At 41.5% G+C, this 16,126-nt stretch carries 15 protein-coding genes; 8 read left to right on the top strand and 7 right to left on the bottom strand.

Annotated features, from left to right (window positions below):
* Positions 1–15 precede the first annotated feature (15 nt).
* On the bottom strand, positions 16–1,245 hold the full coding sequence (locus LQZ07_RS12905) for an HD-GYP domain-containing protein (RefSeq protein WP_152784986.1): 1,230 nt from the start codon (positions 1,243–1,245) through the stop codon (positions 16–18).
* A 194-nt stretch (positions 1,246–1,439) separates the two neighbouring features.
* Between LQZ07_RS12905 and LQZ07_RS12910 the strand changes: the two genes are divergently transcribed.
* Entirely contained in the window at positions 1,440–2,054 is a 615-nt protein-coding gene (locus tag LQZ07_RS12910; RefSeq protein ID WP_152784984.1) for a flavin prenyltransferase UbiX, read from the top strand.
* Positions 2,055–2,101: 47 nt separating this feature from the next.
* On the opposite strand, the gene fur is transcribed toward LQZ07_RS12910, so the two are convergent.
* Positions 2,102–2,533 carry a ferric iron uptake transcriptional regulator gene (gene fur, locus LQZ07_RS12915; RefSeq protein WP_016403243.1) on the bottom strand — a complete coding sequence of 144 codons (432 nt, stop codon included), beginning with the start codon at positions 2,531–2,533 and terminating at the stop codon, positions 2,102–2,104.
* A gap of 149 nt (positions 2,534–2,682) precedes the next feature.
* On the opposite strand from fur, the gene LQZ07_RS12920 reads away from it, so the two are divergent.
* Positions 2,683–3,171, top strand: a complete 489-nt coding sequence (locus LQZ07_RS12920; protein WP_152784982.1) for a DUF4442 domain-containing protein — start codon at positions 2,683–2,685, stop codon at positions 3,169–3,171.
* Positions 3,172–3,176: 5 nt separating this feature from the next.
* On the opposite strand, the gene LQZ07_RS12925 is transcribed toward LQZ07_RS12920, so the two are convergent.
* The 5 genes from LQZ07_RS12925 to LQZ07_RS12945 all read right to left on the bottom strand — a co-directional run bounded on the left by LQZ07_RS12925 (position 3,177) and on the right by LQZ07_RS12945 (position 5,758).
* Positions 3,177–3,767 (bottom strand): lytic transglycosylase domain-containing protein, encoded by a 591-nt coding sequence (locus LQZ07_RS12925; protein WP_152784980.1) that lies wholly within the window; start codon positions 3,765–3,767, stop codon positions 3,177–3,179.
* Between the two features lie 87 nt (positions 3,768–3,854).
* On the bottom strand, positions 3,855–4,382 hold the full coding sequence (gene fldA / locus LQZ07_RS12930; protein WP_016403240.1) for a flavodoxin FldA: 528 nt from the start codon (positions 4,380–4,382) through the stop codon (positions 3,855–3,857).
* Positions 4,383–4,403: 21 nt separating this feature from the next.
* Positions 4,404–4,691: a LexA regulated protein gene (gene ybfE / locus LQZ07_RS12935; protein WP_016403239.1), complete on the bottom strand. Its 288-nt coding sequence runs from the start codon at positions 4,689–4,691 to the stop codon at positions 4,404–4,406.
* An 18-nt stretch (positions 4,692–4,709) separates the two neighbouring features.
* Positions 4,710–4,931 carry a DUF2788 domain-containing protein gene (locus LQZ07_RS12940; protein WP_016403238.1) on the bottom strand — a complete coding sequence of 74 codons (222 nt, stop codon included), beginning with the start codon at positions 4,929–4,931 and terminating at the stop codon, positions 4,710–4,712.
* A 56-nt stretch (positions 4,932–4,987) separates the two neighbouring features.
* Entirely contained in the window at positions 4,988–5,758 is a 771-nt protein-coding gene (locus LQZ07_RS12945) for an alpha/beta fold hydrolase (protein ID WP_227981589.1), read from the bottom strand.
* Positions 5,759–5,948: 190 nt separating this feature from the next.
* Between LQZ07_RS12945 and seqA the strand changes: the two genes are divergently transcribed.
* The 6 genes from seqA (at position 5,949) to LQZ07_RS12975 (ending at position 16,003) form a co-directional block, all read left to right on the top strand.
* A complete protein-coding gene (seqA, locus tag LQZ07_RS12950) occupies positions 5,949–6,518 on the top strand; it encodes a replication initiation negative regulator SeqA (protein WP_016403236.1) in 570 nt (189 codons plus the stop codon).
* Between the two features lie 37 nt (positions 6,519–6,555).
* Positions 6,556–8,205, top strand: a complete 1,650-nt coding sequence (gene pgm / locus LQZ07_RS12955) for a phosphoglucomutase (alpha-D-glucose-1,6-bisphosphate-dependent) (RefSeq protein WP_016403235.1) — start codon at positions 6,556–6,558, stop codon at positions 8,203–8,205.
* Positions 8,206–8,702: 497 nt separating this feature from the next.
* Positions 8,703–11,177, top strand: a complete 2,475-nt coding sequence (locus LQZ07_RS12960) for a glycogen/starch/alpha-glucan phosphorylase (RefSeq protein WP_016403234.1) — start codon at positions 8,703–8,705, stop codon at positions 11,175–11,177.
* Between the two features lie 103 nt (positions 11,178–11,280).
* A complete protein-coding gene (gene astE / locus LQZ07_RS12965) occupies positions 11,281–12,333 on the top strand; it encodes a succinylglutamate desuccinylase (RefSeq protein ID WP_152784978.1) in 1,053 nt (350 codons plus the stop codon).
* 200 nt (positions 12,334–12,533) lie between these two features.
* On the top strand, positions 12,534–15,584 hold the full coding sequence (locus LQZ07_RS12970; RefSeq protein ID WP_152784976.1) for an FAD-binding and (Fe-S)-binding domain-containing protein: 3,051 nt from the start codon (positions 12,534–12,536) through the stop codon (positions 15,582–15,584).
* Positions 15,581–16,003 carry a hotdog fold thioesterase gene (locus tag LQZ07_RS12975; RefSeq protein WP_227981587.1) on the top strand — a complete coding sequence of 141 codons (423 nt, stop codon included), beginning with the start codon at positions 15,581–15,583 and terminating at the stop codon, positions 16,001–16,003. The genes LQZ07_RS12970 and LQZ07_RS12975 overlap by 4 nt, the downstream gene beginning before the upstream one ends.
* The last annotated feature ends 123 nt before the right edge of the window (positions 16,004–16,126 follow it).

Genomic DNA, 16,126 nt, shown 5'->3' on the forward strand with positions numbered 1-16,126 from the left:
AGAACTGATGGAATCTTACTGTTCAGGGTCGAAAAAGTAACAACAGCGTAGTTTCGGATCGAAGTTTTTTACTAAGCTTGCCGGCACATCTTCCCATCTAACGGTTTTGTTTATCTTCAGCTCTTCTTTAGTCAAATCCATAATATTTGCGTTTGCAAAGTTTTTACCTTTCTCTAGTAGCAACACTCTTGGTTTCAACTTCTCTTTTGGATTACTCGACATCACCATTGCAAAGCCGTTATTCGATAAACTCACTATTGAGCCAGGCGGATAAATACCCAATGTATTCATGAGTTGCTCTAAGTAGAGCTTGTTGTATTTTGTTTCGGCATTCTTGTAGAGAGAAGCGAAGGCTTCTTGGGGAGTCATACGTTTTTGATTGGGCAAGGGGGCACACAAATGCTCAAACGCATCCACAATCGCTAAAAGTTGAGTGGCTTTGCTTAGTTCCTTAGCTTTTAAACCCTGAGGGTAGCCTGAACCATCAAGGCGCTCATGGTGATTAACGACTATTGGCAATACTTCTTCGGGAAAAGAACCGGCCTTCTTTATAAGCTCAGCGCTAAATTTGGGGTGAGTTTGATAGAAGTTTTGTTCTGCTTGAGTCCATTCGCTTGGTTTTCTACGAATCTGTTGAGGTACTTTCAACTCGCCGATATCGTGAATCATAGCTGCAATACACAAGTGTTGGCATTCTTTTTCGGTAAACCCAAGGTTTTTGGCAACTAAGATTGAGAGCACAGCTACGTTTACGCTATGAAAGAAAATGTCTTCATCGCTACTAGGTTCTAAGCTTACATAAACACTATGAGCCGACGATGATTTGAACATCATTTGTAATGTAATGTTCACTTGTTCAAAGATACTGTAATAAGCCTCTTCGGGTTTGCTGGTAAACTTGGTTAAGGCTAAGCGGAAGTTTTCTGCATTTTGTAAGTAGGCTTTGTTTGCTCGCTTCTGTCCATCCCTAAGCTCATCTAGCCATGCTTGATCTGGGTCTACTTCTGCTACTTCTGCTTTATCATCTTCAAGAGCATCATTTAGGTTAACTTCAGGAGTCGCTATTTTAGACTTACTAGGAACAACTTCTATGAGGTCTAACCCTAAGGATTTTACAACTGTTAGCTGCTCATCATTTTTGATGAGAAAGTTGTTACGCATGAATGGATGCGCTGTCCAGCCTAGAGGAAGGCTGATGTAATGTCCGACTTGTAAGGACTGAGTGGGTATTTCCGTTTTAGACATAGGCCTAGATTTATTAATCCTTTGAGTAATTGTAGTAAATAGTCACAGATTTATAAATGCTTGATTGTTCATAACAAGTCGCTTAGCACACTTATTACCGCTACAATCACCTTTAAGTATATTTGCTAGGTTAAACAATTTGATTTCTCGAGTGAGTTACAGTTTTCAATAACGAGATAATCATCATTAAAATCATGAATAATAAAGAGATTACTTTAGCTATTACTGGCGCTTCAGGCGCGCCTTATGCGCTGTGTTTGTTAGAACAACTAGTCAAAAAGCAGTTTACTATTCACCTGTTAGTTTCTAGTGCTGCAAAAGTAGTGTTAGCTACGGAAGTTGATGAACAGTGGCCGAGTAGTCCGGAGAAAGCACAAGCATTCTTGCAAGAGAGGTTTAGTGCTAAGCCCGGACAAATTGTTGTACCAGGTAAAAATGATTGGTTTTCACCAGTTGCTTCTGGGTCTGCTGCTCCAAAAACAATGGTTGTGTGCCCTTGTAGTATGGGGACGTTAGCCTCTATTGCTATGGGGCTTTCAGATAACCTTATTGAACGAGCAGCCGATGTTGTAATTAAAGAGAAAGGTAAGTTGATAATGGTGCCTAGAGAAATGCCTTTCTCGGCGATCCATTTAGAAAACATGCTTAAGTTAGCTAAGTTGGGGGTGGAAATACTGCCGGCCAACCCTGGTTTTTATCATAAGCCAGAGACCATTCAAGATTTAGTTGAACATGTAACTGCGCGGATTCTTGACCATATAGGCATAGAAAATGACTTAGTAGTGCGTTGGGGATATTCAGCTAAATAAATAGGGGAGGTAAATACAGGTGATTAGATCACCTGTATTTTTAGAAACTAATCTTCGCGGCTTTCGCAGTCTGCTTTGGTGCAGTTGCCGTACAAGTACAAGCTATGGTTAGTTAGTTTGATATTGTTTTCTTCGGCGATATCTTTTTGTCTTTGTTCAATCATATCGTCATTAAATTCAATTACTTTGCCACAGTCTAAACACACTAAGTGATCGTGGTGATGTTGGCTATTTAATTCAAATACCGACTTTCCGCCTTCAAAGTGGTGACGAGTAACAATGCCAGCATCATCAAACTGGTTAAGTACGCGGTAAACCGTTGCTAAGCCAATCTCTTCGCCTTGGTCAATTAAGAGCTTGTATAAGTCTTCCGCACTAATGTGCTGGTTATTAGGTGTTTGCAGCAGCTCTAGAATTTTCATTCTTGGCAAGGTCACTTTAAGGCCCGCTTTTTTTAGAGCTAAATTATTATCAGACATAGGTGAAATTTTTTCCCTTGCTGTTATTCATTCCATAACTGCCCAGTAGTATACGGATTTACATGACAAACAGAAAGCTTGATAAGAAAACTTGTAGCACAGTTAAATATTTATTAACCTATCGCTAACATGTCTGACCAGTTGAGTTTATGGATATTTTACTAAAAAGAGCAACCGTCGCGAGATCTGTCCTTAATCTTTGGCCACCATTTTGGGGTTCTGGGATTAAGATCACCCAGCTCAGTAAGGATTTTCACCTTTGCCAAGTTCAATTAGCATTTCGATGGTGGAATAAAAATGCTAACCGCTCTCAATTTGGCGGAGCAATGTTTGCGATGACCGATCCTATTTATCCGCTGATGTTAATGGCGATTTTAGGCAACAAATACCATATATGGGACAGTGAATCTTCGATTAAGTTTGTAACGCCTGGCCGAACAAAAGTGTTTGCAAAGTTCCAATTGGATAAAGCATTCATTGAAACAATTTTGAACGCGGCAGCTTCTGGAGAAAAATTTGAGCCTGAAGTGTCAACAGAGGTTTTTGACGAGACGGGTAAAGTTGTTGCGGTTATAAAACGTAAGCTATATATCCGCCTTAAACGGCAGTATCGCCCCGAGTTGAAGCAAGTCGCCTGAATGCATTACTGAATTAGACTTAAGTTTTTCTTGTAGCGTTCTATAACTTTGGTCACGTAGTTTTGTGTTTCTTTATACGGTGGAATAGTAAAGCCATAACGCTTAACTGTATTTTCACCTGAGTTGTAAGCCGCTAGCGCGAGTTGCAGTGATTCGAACTCGTCTAGTAACCAGCGTAAGTAGCGGCTACCTGCTTCTATGTTTTGTTCTGGAATGAAAGGGTCGGTAACAGAAAAACGCTCTGCGGTTGCCGGCATTAACTGCATTAAGCCCATGGCGCCGGCACGGGATACTGCATCGTGCTTATAGTTTGATTCAGTTGCCACAACAGCGTGTACCAAGGCAGGGTCAAGTTTATGACGTTTTGCGCTGTCTACAATTAATTGATGGTAAGGGCGCTCACTGGGTGCACGTTGAGGTAATGATTTAGCTTTTGGGGGATCTAGCGATTTAGGCGTTCGCATTAATAAACGCCATTTAGAGCCTTTCTTTTCTTGAGCAAAGTGCATCACACCATGTTGGTCTTCATAAAACCAAACATCGGCTCTAGCTACACTAGATATCCCAATTAAAATTAATAATAAGTATTTAAACAATTTGCTCTCCCTCTGAACCAAGTTAAGCATAAACTTGGCCAACTATACGAGGGCCAGATACAAAAACTGGGCTTTCGCCCAGTAATTTTAGTCAGCTAATTCAGCTAAGCACATTTCTTCGTAAACTTGCTTACACCAGCCTTTAACACGTTCTTGGGTTAATTCTGGTTGACGATCTTCATCAATGCCTAAACCTACAAAGTGTGCGTCATCTGCAAGTGCTTTTGATTCTTCAAAATCGTAGCCTTCTATTGGCCAATGACCCACAACTGTAGCGCCTTTATTTACTACAATGTCGTTGATAGTGCCCATGGCGTCTAAAAAGTACTCGGCGTAGTCTTCTTGGTCACCACAACCAAATATTGCTACTAATTTCTCAGAAAAATCAATTTGTTCTAGGTCAGGGAAAAAGTCATCCCAATCACATTGAGCTTCACCGTAATACCAGGTGGGGATACCTAATAGAATTAGTGAAAAATCATCAATGTCTTCTTTAGAAGACTTGGCAATGTCTTTTACTTCAACTAGTTTTTTACCTAGCTCTTTTTGAATCATTTGCGCAACAGCTTCGGTGTTACCGGTGTCGCTACCAAAAAATATTCCTACACTCGCCATAAATGTTACCTGTAATACAAACTATTGATTTGTTGAAAATTGACTAACTTGTTTGTTTAGCATCTTTTCGATTAACTCACTGCGGCTTATGCCGGACTCAGTAGCCAATTGATTTAACTGTTCGAAGAGAGCTAGCTCTACTTTCAACTCGATTCTTTTAAGACCATTTGCACGATCGCGTTTCAGCTGGTTGCGCTTATTGGTTTTTAACTGATCTTTCCGCTCTAAAGGGTTAGTTCTTGGTCGCCCAACTCTTTTTTCACTGGCGAATAGATCAATAGTGGTTCGATCTGTATTTTGTTTTGCCATTAATTATAAAACAACCGTCTAAGCTAAGCCGCTGCCTTCCCAAGATAGCTGAATTAGCCCTTTTGCAATAAAGCCTGCACACCCCAAAAACAATACTAGCCATACTATTGCGCGGCCGAAAGGAGGTACATTGCCTTTTTTTAATACGTCTTGAATAGCCATGCCGATAAAGAAAAATAGAACAACGAAGCCAATATTTAGCGCTAGGCTTTCTATAAGATCTATATGCTTTGCGAACATCACTATCCTTGAGATAAAAATTCGACGCGCACTATACCATAAAGCGTCACAAGGTGTTAAATATGCTTGGCTAAAAACTGCTCAGTTAAACGGTTGAAAATAGCTGGTTTTTCAGCGTGCAACCAATGTCCGGTTCCAGCAATCATTTTGAGCTCGGCCTTAGGAAATTGTTGACCTACCGTTTGCTGATATTCACTCACAATATAGTCTGAGTTTTCGCCTTTTATAAACAAACAGGGACGCTTAAATTGCCCAAACTCTTTCCAACCAATGATGTTGTTGTAACATAGCGCTAGTTGCTTAACGTCGAATAGCCATTGCCAGCCTTGGTTTGTCTTCGTTAATGACTTAAGTAAAAACTGGCGTACGCCTGCTTCTTGAATATGCCTTGCCAACAGTTGCTCTGCTTCAGAACGCGAGTTTATATCTTTAGGATCAAAGCTATTTAATCCTGAAAATACCGCAGCATGGTTGTGTTGGTAAGCTACAGGAGCAATGTCAGCAACAACAATAGCGTTAACTAAATCAGAGTAGAGTTGCGCAGTAGCCATAGCTATTTTGCCACCCATGGAGTGGCCAACAATGGCACAGTGGGAAATATCAAGCTTGTCACATAAGGCTTTAATCGCTTTTGCTTGATGTTGGTAGTCCATAGAATCTGAGCGAGGAGACAAGCCGTGATTCAAGGTATCCACACTTATAACTCGATAGGATAACTCTGTAAGGTGCTTTGCTAATAAACCTAAATTGGACAAACTGCCAAATAGCCCATGAATGAGCAGGATAGGGTAGCCTTGCCCTTGTTCTTTATAATGTAGGTCCAACAATATTGCTCCGCAAATGTCACAAAATTGTTAGTCTGCCTTTGCAGCTCTATTACTACAAGTATTTGAAAGGCATTTCTTTGTTCACTAATTAGCCTTTCGAAGGATCTAATTCGGATTGTTGGTGAGTTATTAACGCTGCTATGTATAATAATTAGTTATGTTAAGAGCTTTGCAATCCTAGAAAGAAACGATGAAAACGATAGAAATTGAAGAAGATTTGTATTTATACATTGCCAGCCAAACTAAACACATTGGTGAAAGTGCCTCAGATATCCTTAGGCGACTGCTGGAAGTAGATGGCCAAGAATTACAACAAGCACAGGCTGAAAATGTAGTTGTAAGTAACGAAGAGGCCAACGTTGAGCAAGAGCTAGTAGTTGAAGCAGTAAACACTGATTCGCTAGCGCAAACTGATGTGGCCGATATTGACCCTCTAAATTATTTCAATTTTTCTGAAATATCGGAAGCGGGCAGTTCTACTAAACGTTTCTTATCTTTGCTTTCTGGTCTTTATGCTATTGATGGTGAGCGGTTTGCTAAAGCTTGTGTATTAAAAGGAAGTAAGCGTGAATACTTCTCGCAAGATAAAGACTTATTATTGGCCTCTGGAAAAACCAGCAAGCCCCAAGCTATTCCAAACAGTCCTTATTGGGTGATCACAAATACCAACACTGCGCGTAAAAGGCATATCCTCCAACACGTTGCCAGTGAAATGGGCTTACAAGAATTTCAAATTGAACGCTTATGTGAAGCGGTCTAACTTTTTATCTTTAACTTAAGCATCGGAGAAGCTATTAATGGCTATTCACCCTTTAGCAGGTAAGCCAGCTCAGGCTGAGCATCTTGCAAACATTCCACGTTTAGTGGCTGATTATTATCTATTAGAACCTGACGTATCTGTTCGAGAGCAGCAAGTGGCATTCGGCACTTCTGGCCACCGTGGTAGCTCAAGCAAAAAAGCGTTTAACGAAAACCATATTTTGGCAGTAAGCCAAGCTATTGCAGAGTATCGTTTAGCTCAAGGAACTACTGGTCCTTTATATATAGGTAAAGATACCCATGCGTTATCAGAGCCAGCTTTTTGCTCAGCTATTGAGGTATTTGCAGCAAACGGAGTAGAAGTACGCTATCAAGAAGGACTGGGTTACACGCCAACGCCAGTTATTTCTCACGCTATTTTGGCTTACAACCGTTTAGGTAAAGAACAAGCAGACGGTGTAGTAATTACGCCTTCACACAATCCACCAGAAGATGGCGGCTTTAAATACAACCCACCAAACGGTGGTCCGGCTGATGGTGACGTAACTAAAGTGGTTCAAGACCGCGCCAATGAAATTCTCGCTAATGGCTTAAAAGAAGTTAAGCGTATTAGTTACGACGAGGCCATCGCGAAACCTTCTATTGTCGCTATTGACTACATTAAACCTTATGTTGATGACTTAGCAAACGTGTTAGATATGGATGCGATTGCTAAAGCCAAAGTAAAAATTGGCGTTGATCCATTAGGCGGTAGTGGTATCGCGTATTGGTCGGTAATTGCTGAAACCTACGGTTTAGACATTGAAGTAGTTAACGACCGTGTTGATCCAACCTTTTCGTTTATGACCTTGGACAAAGACGGAAAAATCCGCATGGATTGCTCGTCTCCCTATGCAATGGCAAGCCTAATTGCACTAAAAGACAAGTTTGATGTAGCAGTAGCTAACGATCCAGATTACGACCGCCATGGCATTGTGACTAAAAGTAGTGGTTTACTTAACCCTAATCATTACCTAGCTGTAGCGATTAACTATTTGTACTCGCATCGAAGCCAGTGGGGAGCGGATGCTGCAATTGGTAAAACATTAGTATCAAGCTCAATGGTTGACCGCGTTGCAACTAGCTTGGGTCGTGAACTTAAAGAAGTACCAGTTGGTTTTAAATGGTTTGTAGACGGTTTATTCGATGGCAGTATTGCCTTCGGTGGTGAAGAAAGTGCTGGCGCTTCATTCCTACGTAAAGACGGTGGTGTTTGGAGTACCGACAAAGACGGAATCATATTAGCCTTACTCGCGGCAGAGATTATTGCTGTTACCGGTAAAGATCCCGGCGAGCATTATCAAGGATTTGTTGAACAGTTTGGCGAGCCTTGCTACAAACGTATCGACGCACCAGCCAGCATTGAACAAAAAGCGGTGCTAAGCGCACTAGACCCAGCCATGGTAGAAGCAGAAACCCTAGCTGGTGAAACGATTACCGCAAAGTTAACTGCTGCACCAGGTAACGGTGCCGCTATTGGTGGACTAAAAGTGGTTACCGAGAATGGTTGGTTTGCTGCTCGTCCGTCTGGAACTGAGGCTATCTATAAGATTTACATGGAAAGTTTCAAAGGTGAAGAGCATCTAGCCTTAATTGAACAAGAAGCTCAAACCATTGTTTCTGCAGCATTGGCAAAAGCTGGTCTATAATCTATAAGCACCGATTGAAGGGTGTTGAATAAATACCCTTTTTTTGTGCATAAATTCCGCCTGAAAACGTATGCCAACTGCTTCAAATTGCAAGTTCTGTAATAGTTTTGTTACAAAAGCGCATTACAATGGTATAGGTCTATAATTTGAACGATTTGAGTCAAAAGCCCCGTATTAATTGATTCCGATCAAGATTGCTTCCGATTTACTTATGAAAGCATTTTCAAATGCTGGGCTTTTGGCGGGTTTTCTTTACACTTCATTTCGGTTCTTTGAGTGAAAAAGCATTTTTTCCAAAAAATGCATAAAAATTTAGTCTTGAGAGAGGCTTTTTTACCTAAATGTGATGTAGAACGTATATAATATCGTTCCGCATCGGTAACATGAGCTCGGATTTTTGAGCACATACAGTCTTTTGTAGCATTTGTTGTTCGGTTAACCATCGAATGCTACGTTGGAAGATGTCACCACAAAGGTTAGATACAAAGGAAATTCACATGGCCGCTAAAAAGGCAAAAGCAACAAACACAGTAGCGTTATCAAAAGATCAGTTTAAAGATGCTATCGTTAAACATCTTCGTAGTACTTGTGGTACTGACGAAGCTCGTGCTAACAATCAAGCTTGGTGGAAAGCCACTTGTGCAGCAGTAAACGAGTTGGTTTTCGAACGCTTAACTGAAACCTCTAAAGCGAATGCAGAGAAAGATTCTCGTGCAGTTCACTACCTATCACTTGAATTCTTGATGGGCCGTTTAACAGTGAACAACATGCACAACGTAGGCGTTTTTGGCGCTGCACGTGATGCATTGGCAGATCTTGGTAAAGACGTTAACGACATCTGTGACGAAGAGCCTGATATGGCGCTTGGTAACGGTGGTTTAGGTCGTCTAGCTGCTTGTTTCATCGATTCTTTGGCTACTCTTAACTACCCAGCGGTAGGTTACGGTATCCACTACGAGCACGGTCTATTCCGTCAAGAAATTCAAGGCGGTCGTCAAATCGAACGTCCTGATAGCTGGCGTGAATACGGCAACCCTTGGGAAATCTGCCGTCCAGAATCAATTCAAGAAGTTCCTCTATACGGTTACGTAGAAACTGTATTTGGCGAAGATGGCAAAATGCGTAAAGTTTGGCATGCAGGTCGTCAAATCAAAGGTGTGCCATGGGATATCCCAGTAGTTGGTTACGAAGCTAAAACTGTAAACGTATTACGTTTGTGGGAATCTAAAGCTGCTGACTTCTTTGATTGGGACGTTTTCAATGCCGGTGGTTACATCGATTCTCAATCTGAGAAATCTCAAGCTGAAGCTGTATCTAAAGTATTGTATCCAAACGATGAGTCAGAAGCTGGTAAAGAACTTCGTCTAATCCAACAGTACTTCTTCTGTGCTTGTTCACTAAAAGACATCATTCGTCGTTACAAGCGTAACCACAGTGATTTCTCTCAGTTCTCTAAGCAAGCTGTTATTCAGTTGAACGATACTCACCCAACTGTTGCTATTCCTGAGTTGATGCGCATTCTTATCGACGAAGAAGGCTTGGTATGGGATGACGCGTGGGCTATCTGTAAAGAAACTTTCGCATACACTAACCACACTCTATTGCCAGAAGCGCTAGAAAAATGGGCTGTGTACTTGTTCGAGAAAGTACTTCCACGTCACTTAGAAATCATTTACGAAATCAACCGTCGCTTCCTAGAAGACGAAGTTGAAGCTAAATGGCCTGGCAACGACGAAATGAAACGTCACCTTTCTATTATTGAAGAAGGTGAGACTCGCATGGTTCGCATGGCGTTCTTATGTGTTGTTACTTGTTTCAAAACTAACGGTGTTGCAGCAATGCACTCAGAGTTGGTTAAAGAAGATTTGTTCCCAGAGTTCTACGAACTATGGCCTGAGCGTTTCGTTAACGTAACAAACGGTGTAACTCCTCGTCGTTGGTTGCTTGCATGTAACGAACAGCTAGCTAACATGTACAACGAAACCGTTGGTACTGATTGGCCGCTAAAACTAGACGAGCTTAAAGGCGCTGCTAAATTTGCAGACGACGCTAAGTTCCAGAAAAACTTCATGGCGATTAAACGCGAGAAGAAAGTAGAACTAGCTGACAAGATCGAAGAGCTTTGTGGTATCAAGGTAAGCCCTGATGCAATGTTCAACGTTCTTATTAAGCGTCTACACGAGTACAAGCGTCAGCACTTAGCACTTCTACACATCCTTGCACTTTACCGTCGTTTACTTGAAAACCCAGATTACGATATGGGCCCACAAGTATTCATCTTCGGTTCTAAAGCTGCTCCTGGTTACAAGTTAGCTAAAGACATTATCTATGCAATCAACAAAGTTGCAGATAAAGTGAACAACGACCCACGTATTAAAGACAAGCTTAAAGTTGTGTTCATGCCTAACTACCGTGTAACGCTAGCTGAGAAACTATTCCCAGCCGGTGACGTATCTCTGCAAATCTCTACTGCAGGTTACGAAGCATCAGGTACTGGTAACATGAAGTTTGCTCTAAACGGTGCCCTAACACTAGGTACTATGGACGGCGCAAACGTAGAAATCCGTGAAGAAGTTGGTGACGAAAACATCTTCATCTTCGGTATGGATTGTGACGAAGTTAAAGCCCTTAAGGCTGCTGGTTACAACCCATGGGATTACTACTACGGTAACCCTGAGCTGAAAGCTGTTCTAGATTGGTTAGAAACAGACTTCTTCACTCCTGGCGCACCTGGTGAATTAGCTTCAATCAAGCATAGCTTGCTAGAAGGTGGTGACCCGTACCTAGTATTGGCAGACTTCGAGTCTTTCACTACTCAGTACACTGCAGTAGACGTTGCTTACCGTGACCAGAAAAAGTGGGCTAAGATGGCTATCATCAACTCTGCTTCAGTAGGTAAGTTCAACTCAGACCGCTCTATTGAAGATTACGTAGATCGTATCTGGAAACTTGAAAAAGTTATGCCTAACTAAGAACCTTAGTTCTTAGCTGAAAAAGGGAGACAATGTCTCCCTTTTTTTATGCGTGAAAAACTAGCATACTATTGCCCACTTCTAAGATATCTAAGGACAAGATGTGGCTAAATCAGCTTTACTCCAACAGGGTCTGCTAGCGTTCACCTTAAACTCTCCACAAAACGCCGACACCTTTGAGTTTGAATTAGCTAATAATACTAAGGTGAAGTTATTAGCACCTGGTGTACTGCAATTCGAACCTAAAGAGTCAACATCTAGTCGAGCAATTGTGTTGTCTGCCGGAATACATGGCAACGAGACTGCGCCCATTGAATGCTTAGACAAACTAGTTTCTGATATTTGTGCCTTGGAGATAAAGTTAGACCAACCCTTGTTGGTTATTCTTGGTAACCCTCCAGCGATGATCGAGGCTAAAAGAGAGTTAAGTGTAAACTTAAATCGTTTGTTTATAGGTAAACATAAAAATTACGAGCGCTGCTACGAAGTAGAGCGCGCTAATCAATTGGAAACTCTCTTAGACAGTTTCTATAAAAGCTATCAGCATTTACCCGCCTATCATTTAGATCTACATACTGCGATTAGAGGTTCCAAACACGAAAAGTTTGCCGTTTATCCCTTCACCCATGGTAAGCCTTGGAAAAAATCAAGTTTAGCGCTGTTACAATCTTGTGGAGTGGACTGTGTACTTTTTTCAAACGAGCCAGCATCAACATTTAGCTATCATTCAAGTGCTAAATACAATGCGGTAGCTTTTACCGTTGAACTAGGCAAAGTTCATGCTTTTGGTCAGAATGATTTAAGTAAGCTAGACCAATTAGTTTCTACGCTGCAGCAACTGCTTAGTGCTAGCAAATTAAATTCATTAGAATTCGAAGCTAACAAAGCTATCTTGTTTGAAGTGAGTGATGTGGTTAACAAGCATCAAGACGATTTTTGCTTTAGCTTCAATCAAAGCCAAGCCAACTTTACTGAATACCAAACTGGTTATGAGCTCGCCAAAGAGGGTAGTGAACGAGTAGTTATTAGTAACGGTCCTAAAGCCATTGTATTTCCTAATGAGAAGGTAGCAATTGGTCAACGAGCAGTATTGTTAGTAAAAAGAATGACTCAATCAGATATTGTCCAAGCAGGAAAAAAACATAGGCTGATATAAGAATATAAAGCTAGTGATTCTAAATTCACGATGCATCACTAGCTTATAATCTGTTATACGGCTCATTAACTTTGGGTTCATGCTAGCTAGTAAACAAAACGCAGTACAACACATTGTTACTATCAAACACGTATTGAAGCACTAGATCCCGTGATATAATCTTTCCAATTTTTAATACCTTAGAGTGGGACAACGGATTTATGATCCCTAAGTTAAGCCCTCAGCATTCTCTTGAGGCTCTGTATTTAGATTATTTAGCGAAGCTTGAACAATCAGCTTTTTCTGGCGAAATTCAAACTTCTTACGCCAGTCGTTTAGCGGTCGCTACCGATAATTCGGTTTATCAATATTTGCCACAAGCAGTCGTTTTCCCAAAAACAAGCAACGACATAAAGCAGATCTGCCGTTTAGCGTCTGCTTCAACTTTCCAATCAATTAAACTTAGCCCACGGGGCGGTGGTACTGGAACTAATGGCCAGTCTTTAACCGAAGGTATCGTTGTCGACCTATCTAAGTTTATGAATAAGGTTATTGAACTTAACGTTGAAGAGCGTTGGGTTAGGGTGGAAACCGGCATCGTAAAAGACCAACTCAACAGCATGTTAAAAGAGCATGGTTTGTTTTTTTCACCTGATTTGTCTACCAGTAATCGCGCTACTTTAGGTGGTATGATCAACACCGATGCCTCTGGTCAAGGTTCAATGGTTTACGGTAAAACCAGCGACCATGTTATAGGCTTAAAAGCCGTTTTGGCCAGTGGCGAAGAAATTGACACTGACCCTGTTAGGGTTGATCACTTAGATCAGCAACGAGAGTCCTTAACTGATATTTATGCTGCAGTTAAGCACGCCTGTGTTGATATGCGCTCGCTTGTTGAAGAGAAGTTTCCGAAACTTAATCGCTTTTTAACTGGCTATGATCTAAAAAATGCCTATTCACCTGAAGAAGATAGTGTGGATCTGACCCGTATTTTGTGTGGGTCGGAAGGTTCGTTGGCGTTCATCACTGAGGCTAAACTGGACTTAACCCCCATCCCCAAGTTTAGAACCTTAGTCACAGTTAAATACGACTCTTTTCAGTCGGCATTACGCCATGCTCCTAGCCTAGTTGCTGCGCAAGCCTTATCGGTTGAAACTATCGATTCAAAGGTACTTAACCTCGCGCAACAAGACGTTGTTTGGGACAGCGTTAGAGAGTTAATTAGTGATGTACCCGAGCAAGAAATGCAGGGCATCAACATTGTTGAATTTGCCGAAAATGATGAAGCCATTCAACAACAAAAAATCAGTAATCTTATTGAGACCTTATCGGAAACGGGAGTTACCGAACTAGGTGTTATTGGTTTCCAAAGTTGTGATGACTTAACCAGCATTAATGCCATCTACAACATGCGTAAGAAGGCAGTTGGTTTATTAGGCAATACGGCAGGTAGTGCTAAGCCGGTAGCCTTTGCCGAAGATACCTGTGTACCACCAGAGAACTTAGCTGACTTTATCGTAGAGTTTAGAGAGTTACTTGATGGTAAAGGTTTGCATTACGGTATGTTTGGCCACGTAGACTCAGGCGTATTACATGTTCGTCCAGCCTTAGACTTATGCGACCCTGAACAAGAAATCCTTATGCGTGAGATCTCGGATCAAGTGGTAGCACTTACCGCCAAGTACAAAGGATTAATGTGGGGCGAGCACGGAAAGGGCTTCCGCTCTGAATATGGTCCTGAGTTTTTTGGTCAAGAACTGTTCTCTGAGCTTCGGAAAATTAAAGCTGCTTTCGATCCTTACAACCAAATAAACCCGGGGAAGATTTGCACGCCTTTGCATAGCGAAGAGCAACTAGTCTCTGTTGATGGAACAAAACGCGGTGCTTATGACCGTGAAATAGCCATTGAGGTACGTGACAGCTTTAAAAATGCAATGGAATGTAATGGCAACGGGCTTTGCTTTAACTATGATACCAGTAGTCCAATGTGCCCTTCATTTAAAGCTACCGGAGACCGCAGATACTCGCCAAAAGGCCGGGCTGGCTTAATGCGCGAATGGCTTCGTCAATTAGCAGCTTTAAAAGTTGATCCGCTAGCTCAAGAGCAAAAGCTAAACTCTAGGTTCATTTCTCCAGACAGTATTTTGCTAAAAATTAGAAATAGCATTGCTAAATCTAAAGGTGAGTATGACTACAGCCACGAAGTATATGATGCGATGCAAACTTGTTTAGCGTGCAAAGCTTGTACAACTGGGTGTCCAATTAAAGTAGATGTACCTACTTTTCGTTCTCGCTTTTTAAATGTTTACCATGGGCGTTACCTACGACCGCTTAAAGATTATTTTGTCGCTTACGTAGAGAGTTACGCGCCTTTAATGGCCAAAGCGCCGCGTTTATTTAATGCCGCGATGGCTCCTAAGTGGGCAAGCATAGCGGTAGAAAAAACCATCGGCATGGTCGATATACCTACATTAAGCTTTCCTACATTGGCGCAACGATTGCCAGAAAGCTTAACCACCAAGTATGACTACAAAGCCTTACAAAGTTTAAGCGAAGAACAAAAACAAAAAACGGTATTGGTAGTTCAAGACCCTTTTACCAGTTTTTACGAAGCAGAGTTGGTTGAAGACTTTGTTAAGTTAGCGAAAAAGTTAGGGTTAAATCCTGTGCTGTTACCGTTTAAACCTAATGGTAAGCCACAGCATATTAAAGGCTTTTTGAGTAAGTTTAATAAATCTGCGCAAACAAGTGCCGCGTTTCTAAACCAAGTTAGCGAACTAGGTATAAAAATGGTTGGGGTCGAGCCTGCTTTAGTACTTTGTTACCGCGATGAGTATCAACACGCGCTTGGCGATTCAAGAGGTGATTTCAATGTGTTGGTGGTGCAAGAGTGGCTCGATTCATTAGATGAAAGTCTATTCGAGAACCAACAAGTGAATGATAAGGATACCTGGTATCTATTTGGTCATTGTACCGAAAAAGCTTTAAAAGCAGATGCATTTAAGCAATGGCAGCAAGTGTTCAAACGCTTTGGCGGTAAGTTAGAAGATGTCGCTGTAGGTTGTTGTGGCATGGCCGGTACTTACGGACATGATGCTAAGCAGTTAGCCACTTCTAAAGCAATTTATGAGTTGAGCTGGAAGCAAAAAATGGCAAGCTTACCAACAGAGCGTTGTATGGTTACAGGCTATTCTTGCCGAAGCCAAGTAAAACGCTTAGAAAGTGAAAAACCAAAGCATCCGTTACAAGTGTTGTTGAGTATGTTGCCTTGAGTATCTGGAATATGCCAATGAGCTTGGCTGGATTGAATAAGATGGGCGAGGGCAATATGCTCGCCTATCTGGATATCGAGTTTACTGAAATTGGTGAAGAGTATCTTGTTGCTAAAATGCCTGTTACAGCCAAAGTTAAACAGCCAATGGGCTTATTGCATGGCGGCGCAAACGTGGTGCTAGCAGAAAGCCTTGCCAGCTGTGCTTCATATTGCGTCGCTGGCAAAGACGCTATGGTAGTTGGCGTCGAAATTAATGCCAATCACTTAAAAGCTGTTAGGCACGGTGAAGTGCTCGCTACTGCATCGCCAATAAAGCTAGGCAAAACTTTGCATGTATGGCAAATAGATATCCACCAAAAATCTGATTTGGTATGTAGCTCTCGACTTACCGTAATGGTTAAATCTAAATCAATTTAAGTGAAATTCTCGCCTAAAAATTGATCTCACCACAAGCAAATAACGATATTTGCTAACAATCTGAACTTTATAGAATTTCGTAGTCTAATTTAGCTCAAATATTTTGATGATTAGCCTTTATAG

Origin of the sequence: Agarivorans sp. B2Z047 (assembly GCF_023373605.1) — a bacterium.
GTDB lineage: Bacteria > Pseudomonadota > Gammaproteobacteria > Enterobacterales > Celerinatantimonadaceae > Agarivorans > Agarivorans albus.

Excerpts from the sequence above, each read along its gene's own strand:
- fldA (WP_016403240.1), bottom strand. The coding sequence starts at position 4,382 with ATGGCGAGTGTAGGAATATTTTTTGGTAGCGACACCGGTAACACCGAA.
- seqA (WP_016403236.1), top strand. The coding sequence starts at position 5,949 with ATGAAAACGATAGAAATTGAAGAAGATTTGTATTTATACATTGCCAGC.
- LQZ07_RS12905 (WP_152784986.1), bottom strand. The coding sequence starts at position 1,245 with ATGTCTAAAACGGAAATACCCACTCAGTCCTTACAAGTCGGACATTAC.
- LQZ07_RS12940 (WP_016403238.1), bottom strand. The coding sequence starts at position 4,931 with ATGTTCGCAAAGCATATAGATCTTATAGAAAGCCTAGCGCTAAATATT.
- LQZ07_RS12970 (WP_152784976.1), top strand. The coding sequence starts at position 12,534 with ATGATCCCTAAGTTAAGCCCTCAGCATTCTCTTGAGGCTCTGTATTTA.
- pgm (WP_016403235.1), top strand. The coding sequence starts at position 6,556 with ATGGCTATTCACCCTTTAGCAGGTAAGCCAGCTCAGGCTGAGCATCTT.
- ybfE (WP_016403239.1), bottom strand. The coding sequence starts at position 4,691 with ATGGCAAAACAAAATACAGATCGAACCACTATTGATCTATTCGCCAGT.
- LQZ07_RS12910 (WP_152784984.1), top strand. The coding sequence starts at position 1,440 with ATGAATAATAAAGAGATTACTTTAGCTATTACTGGCGCTTCAGGCGCG.
- LQZ07_RS12920 (WP_152784982.1), top strand. The coding sequence starts at position 2,683 with ATGGATATTTTACTAAAAAGAGCAACCGTCGCGAGATCTGTCCTTAAT.
- LQZ07_RS12960 (WP_016403234.1), top strand. The coding sequence starts at position 8,703 with ATGGCCGCTAAAAAGGCAAAAGCAACAAACACAGTAGCGTTATCAAAA.
- fur (WP_016403243.1), bottom strand. The coding sequence starts at position 2,533 with ATGTCTGATAATAATTTAGCTCTAAAAAAAGCGGGCCTTAAAGTGACC.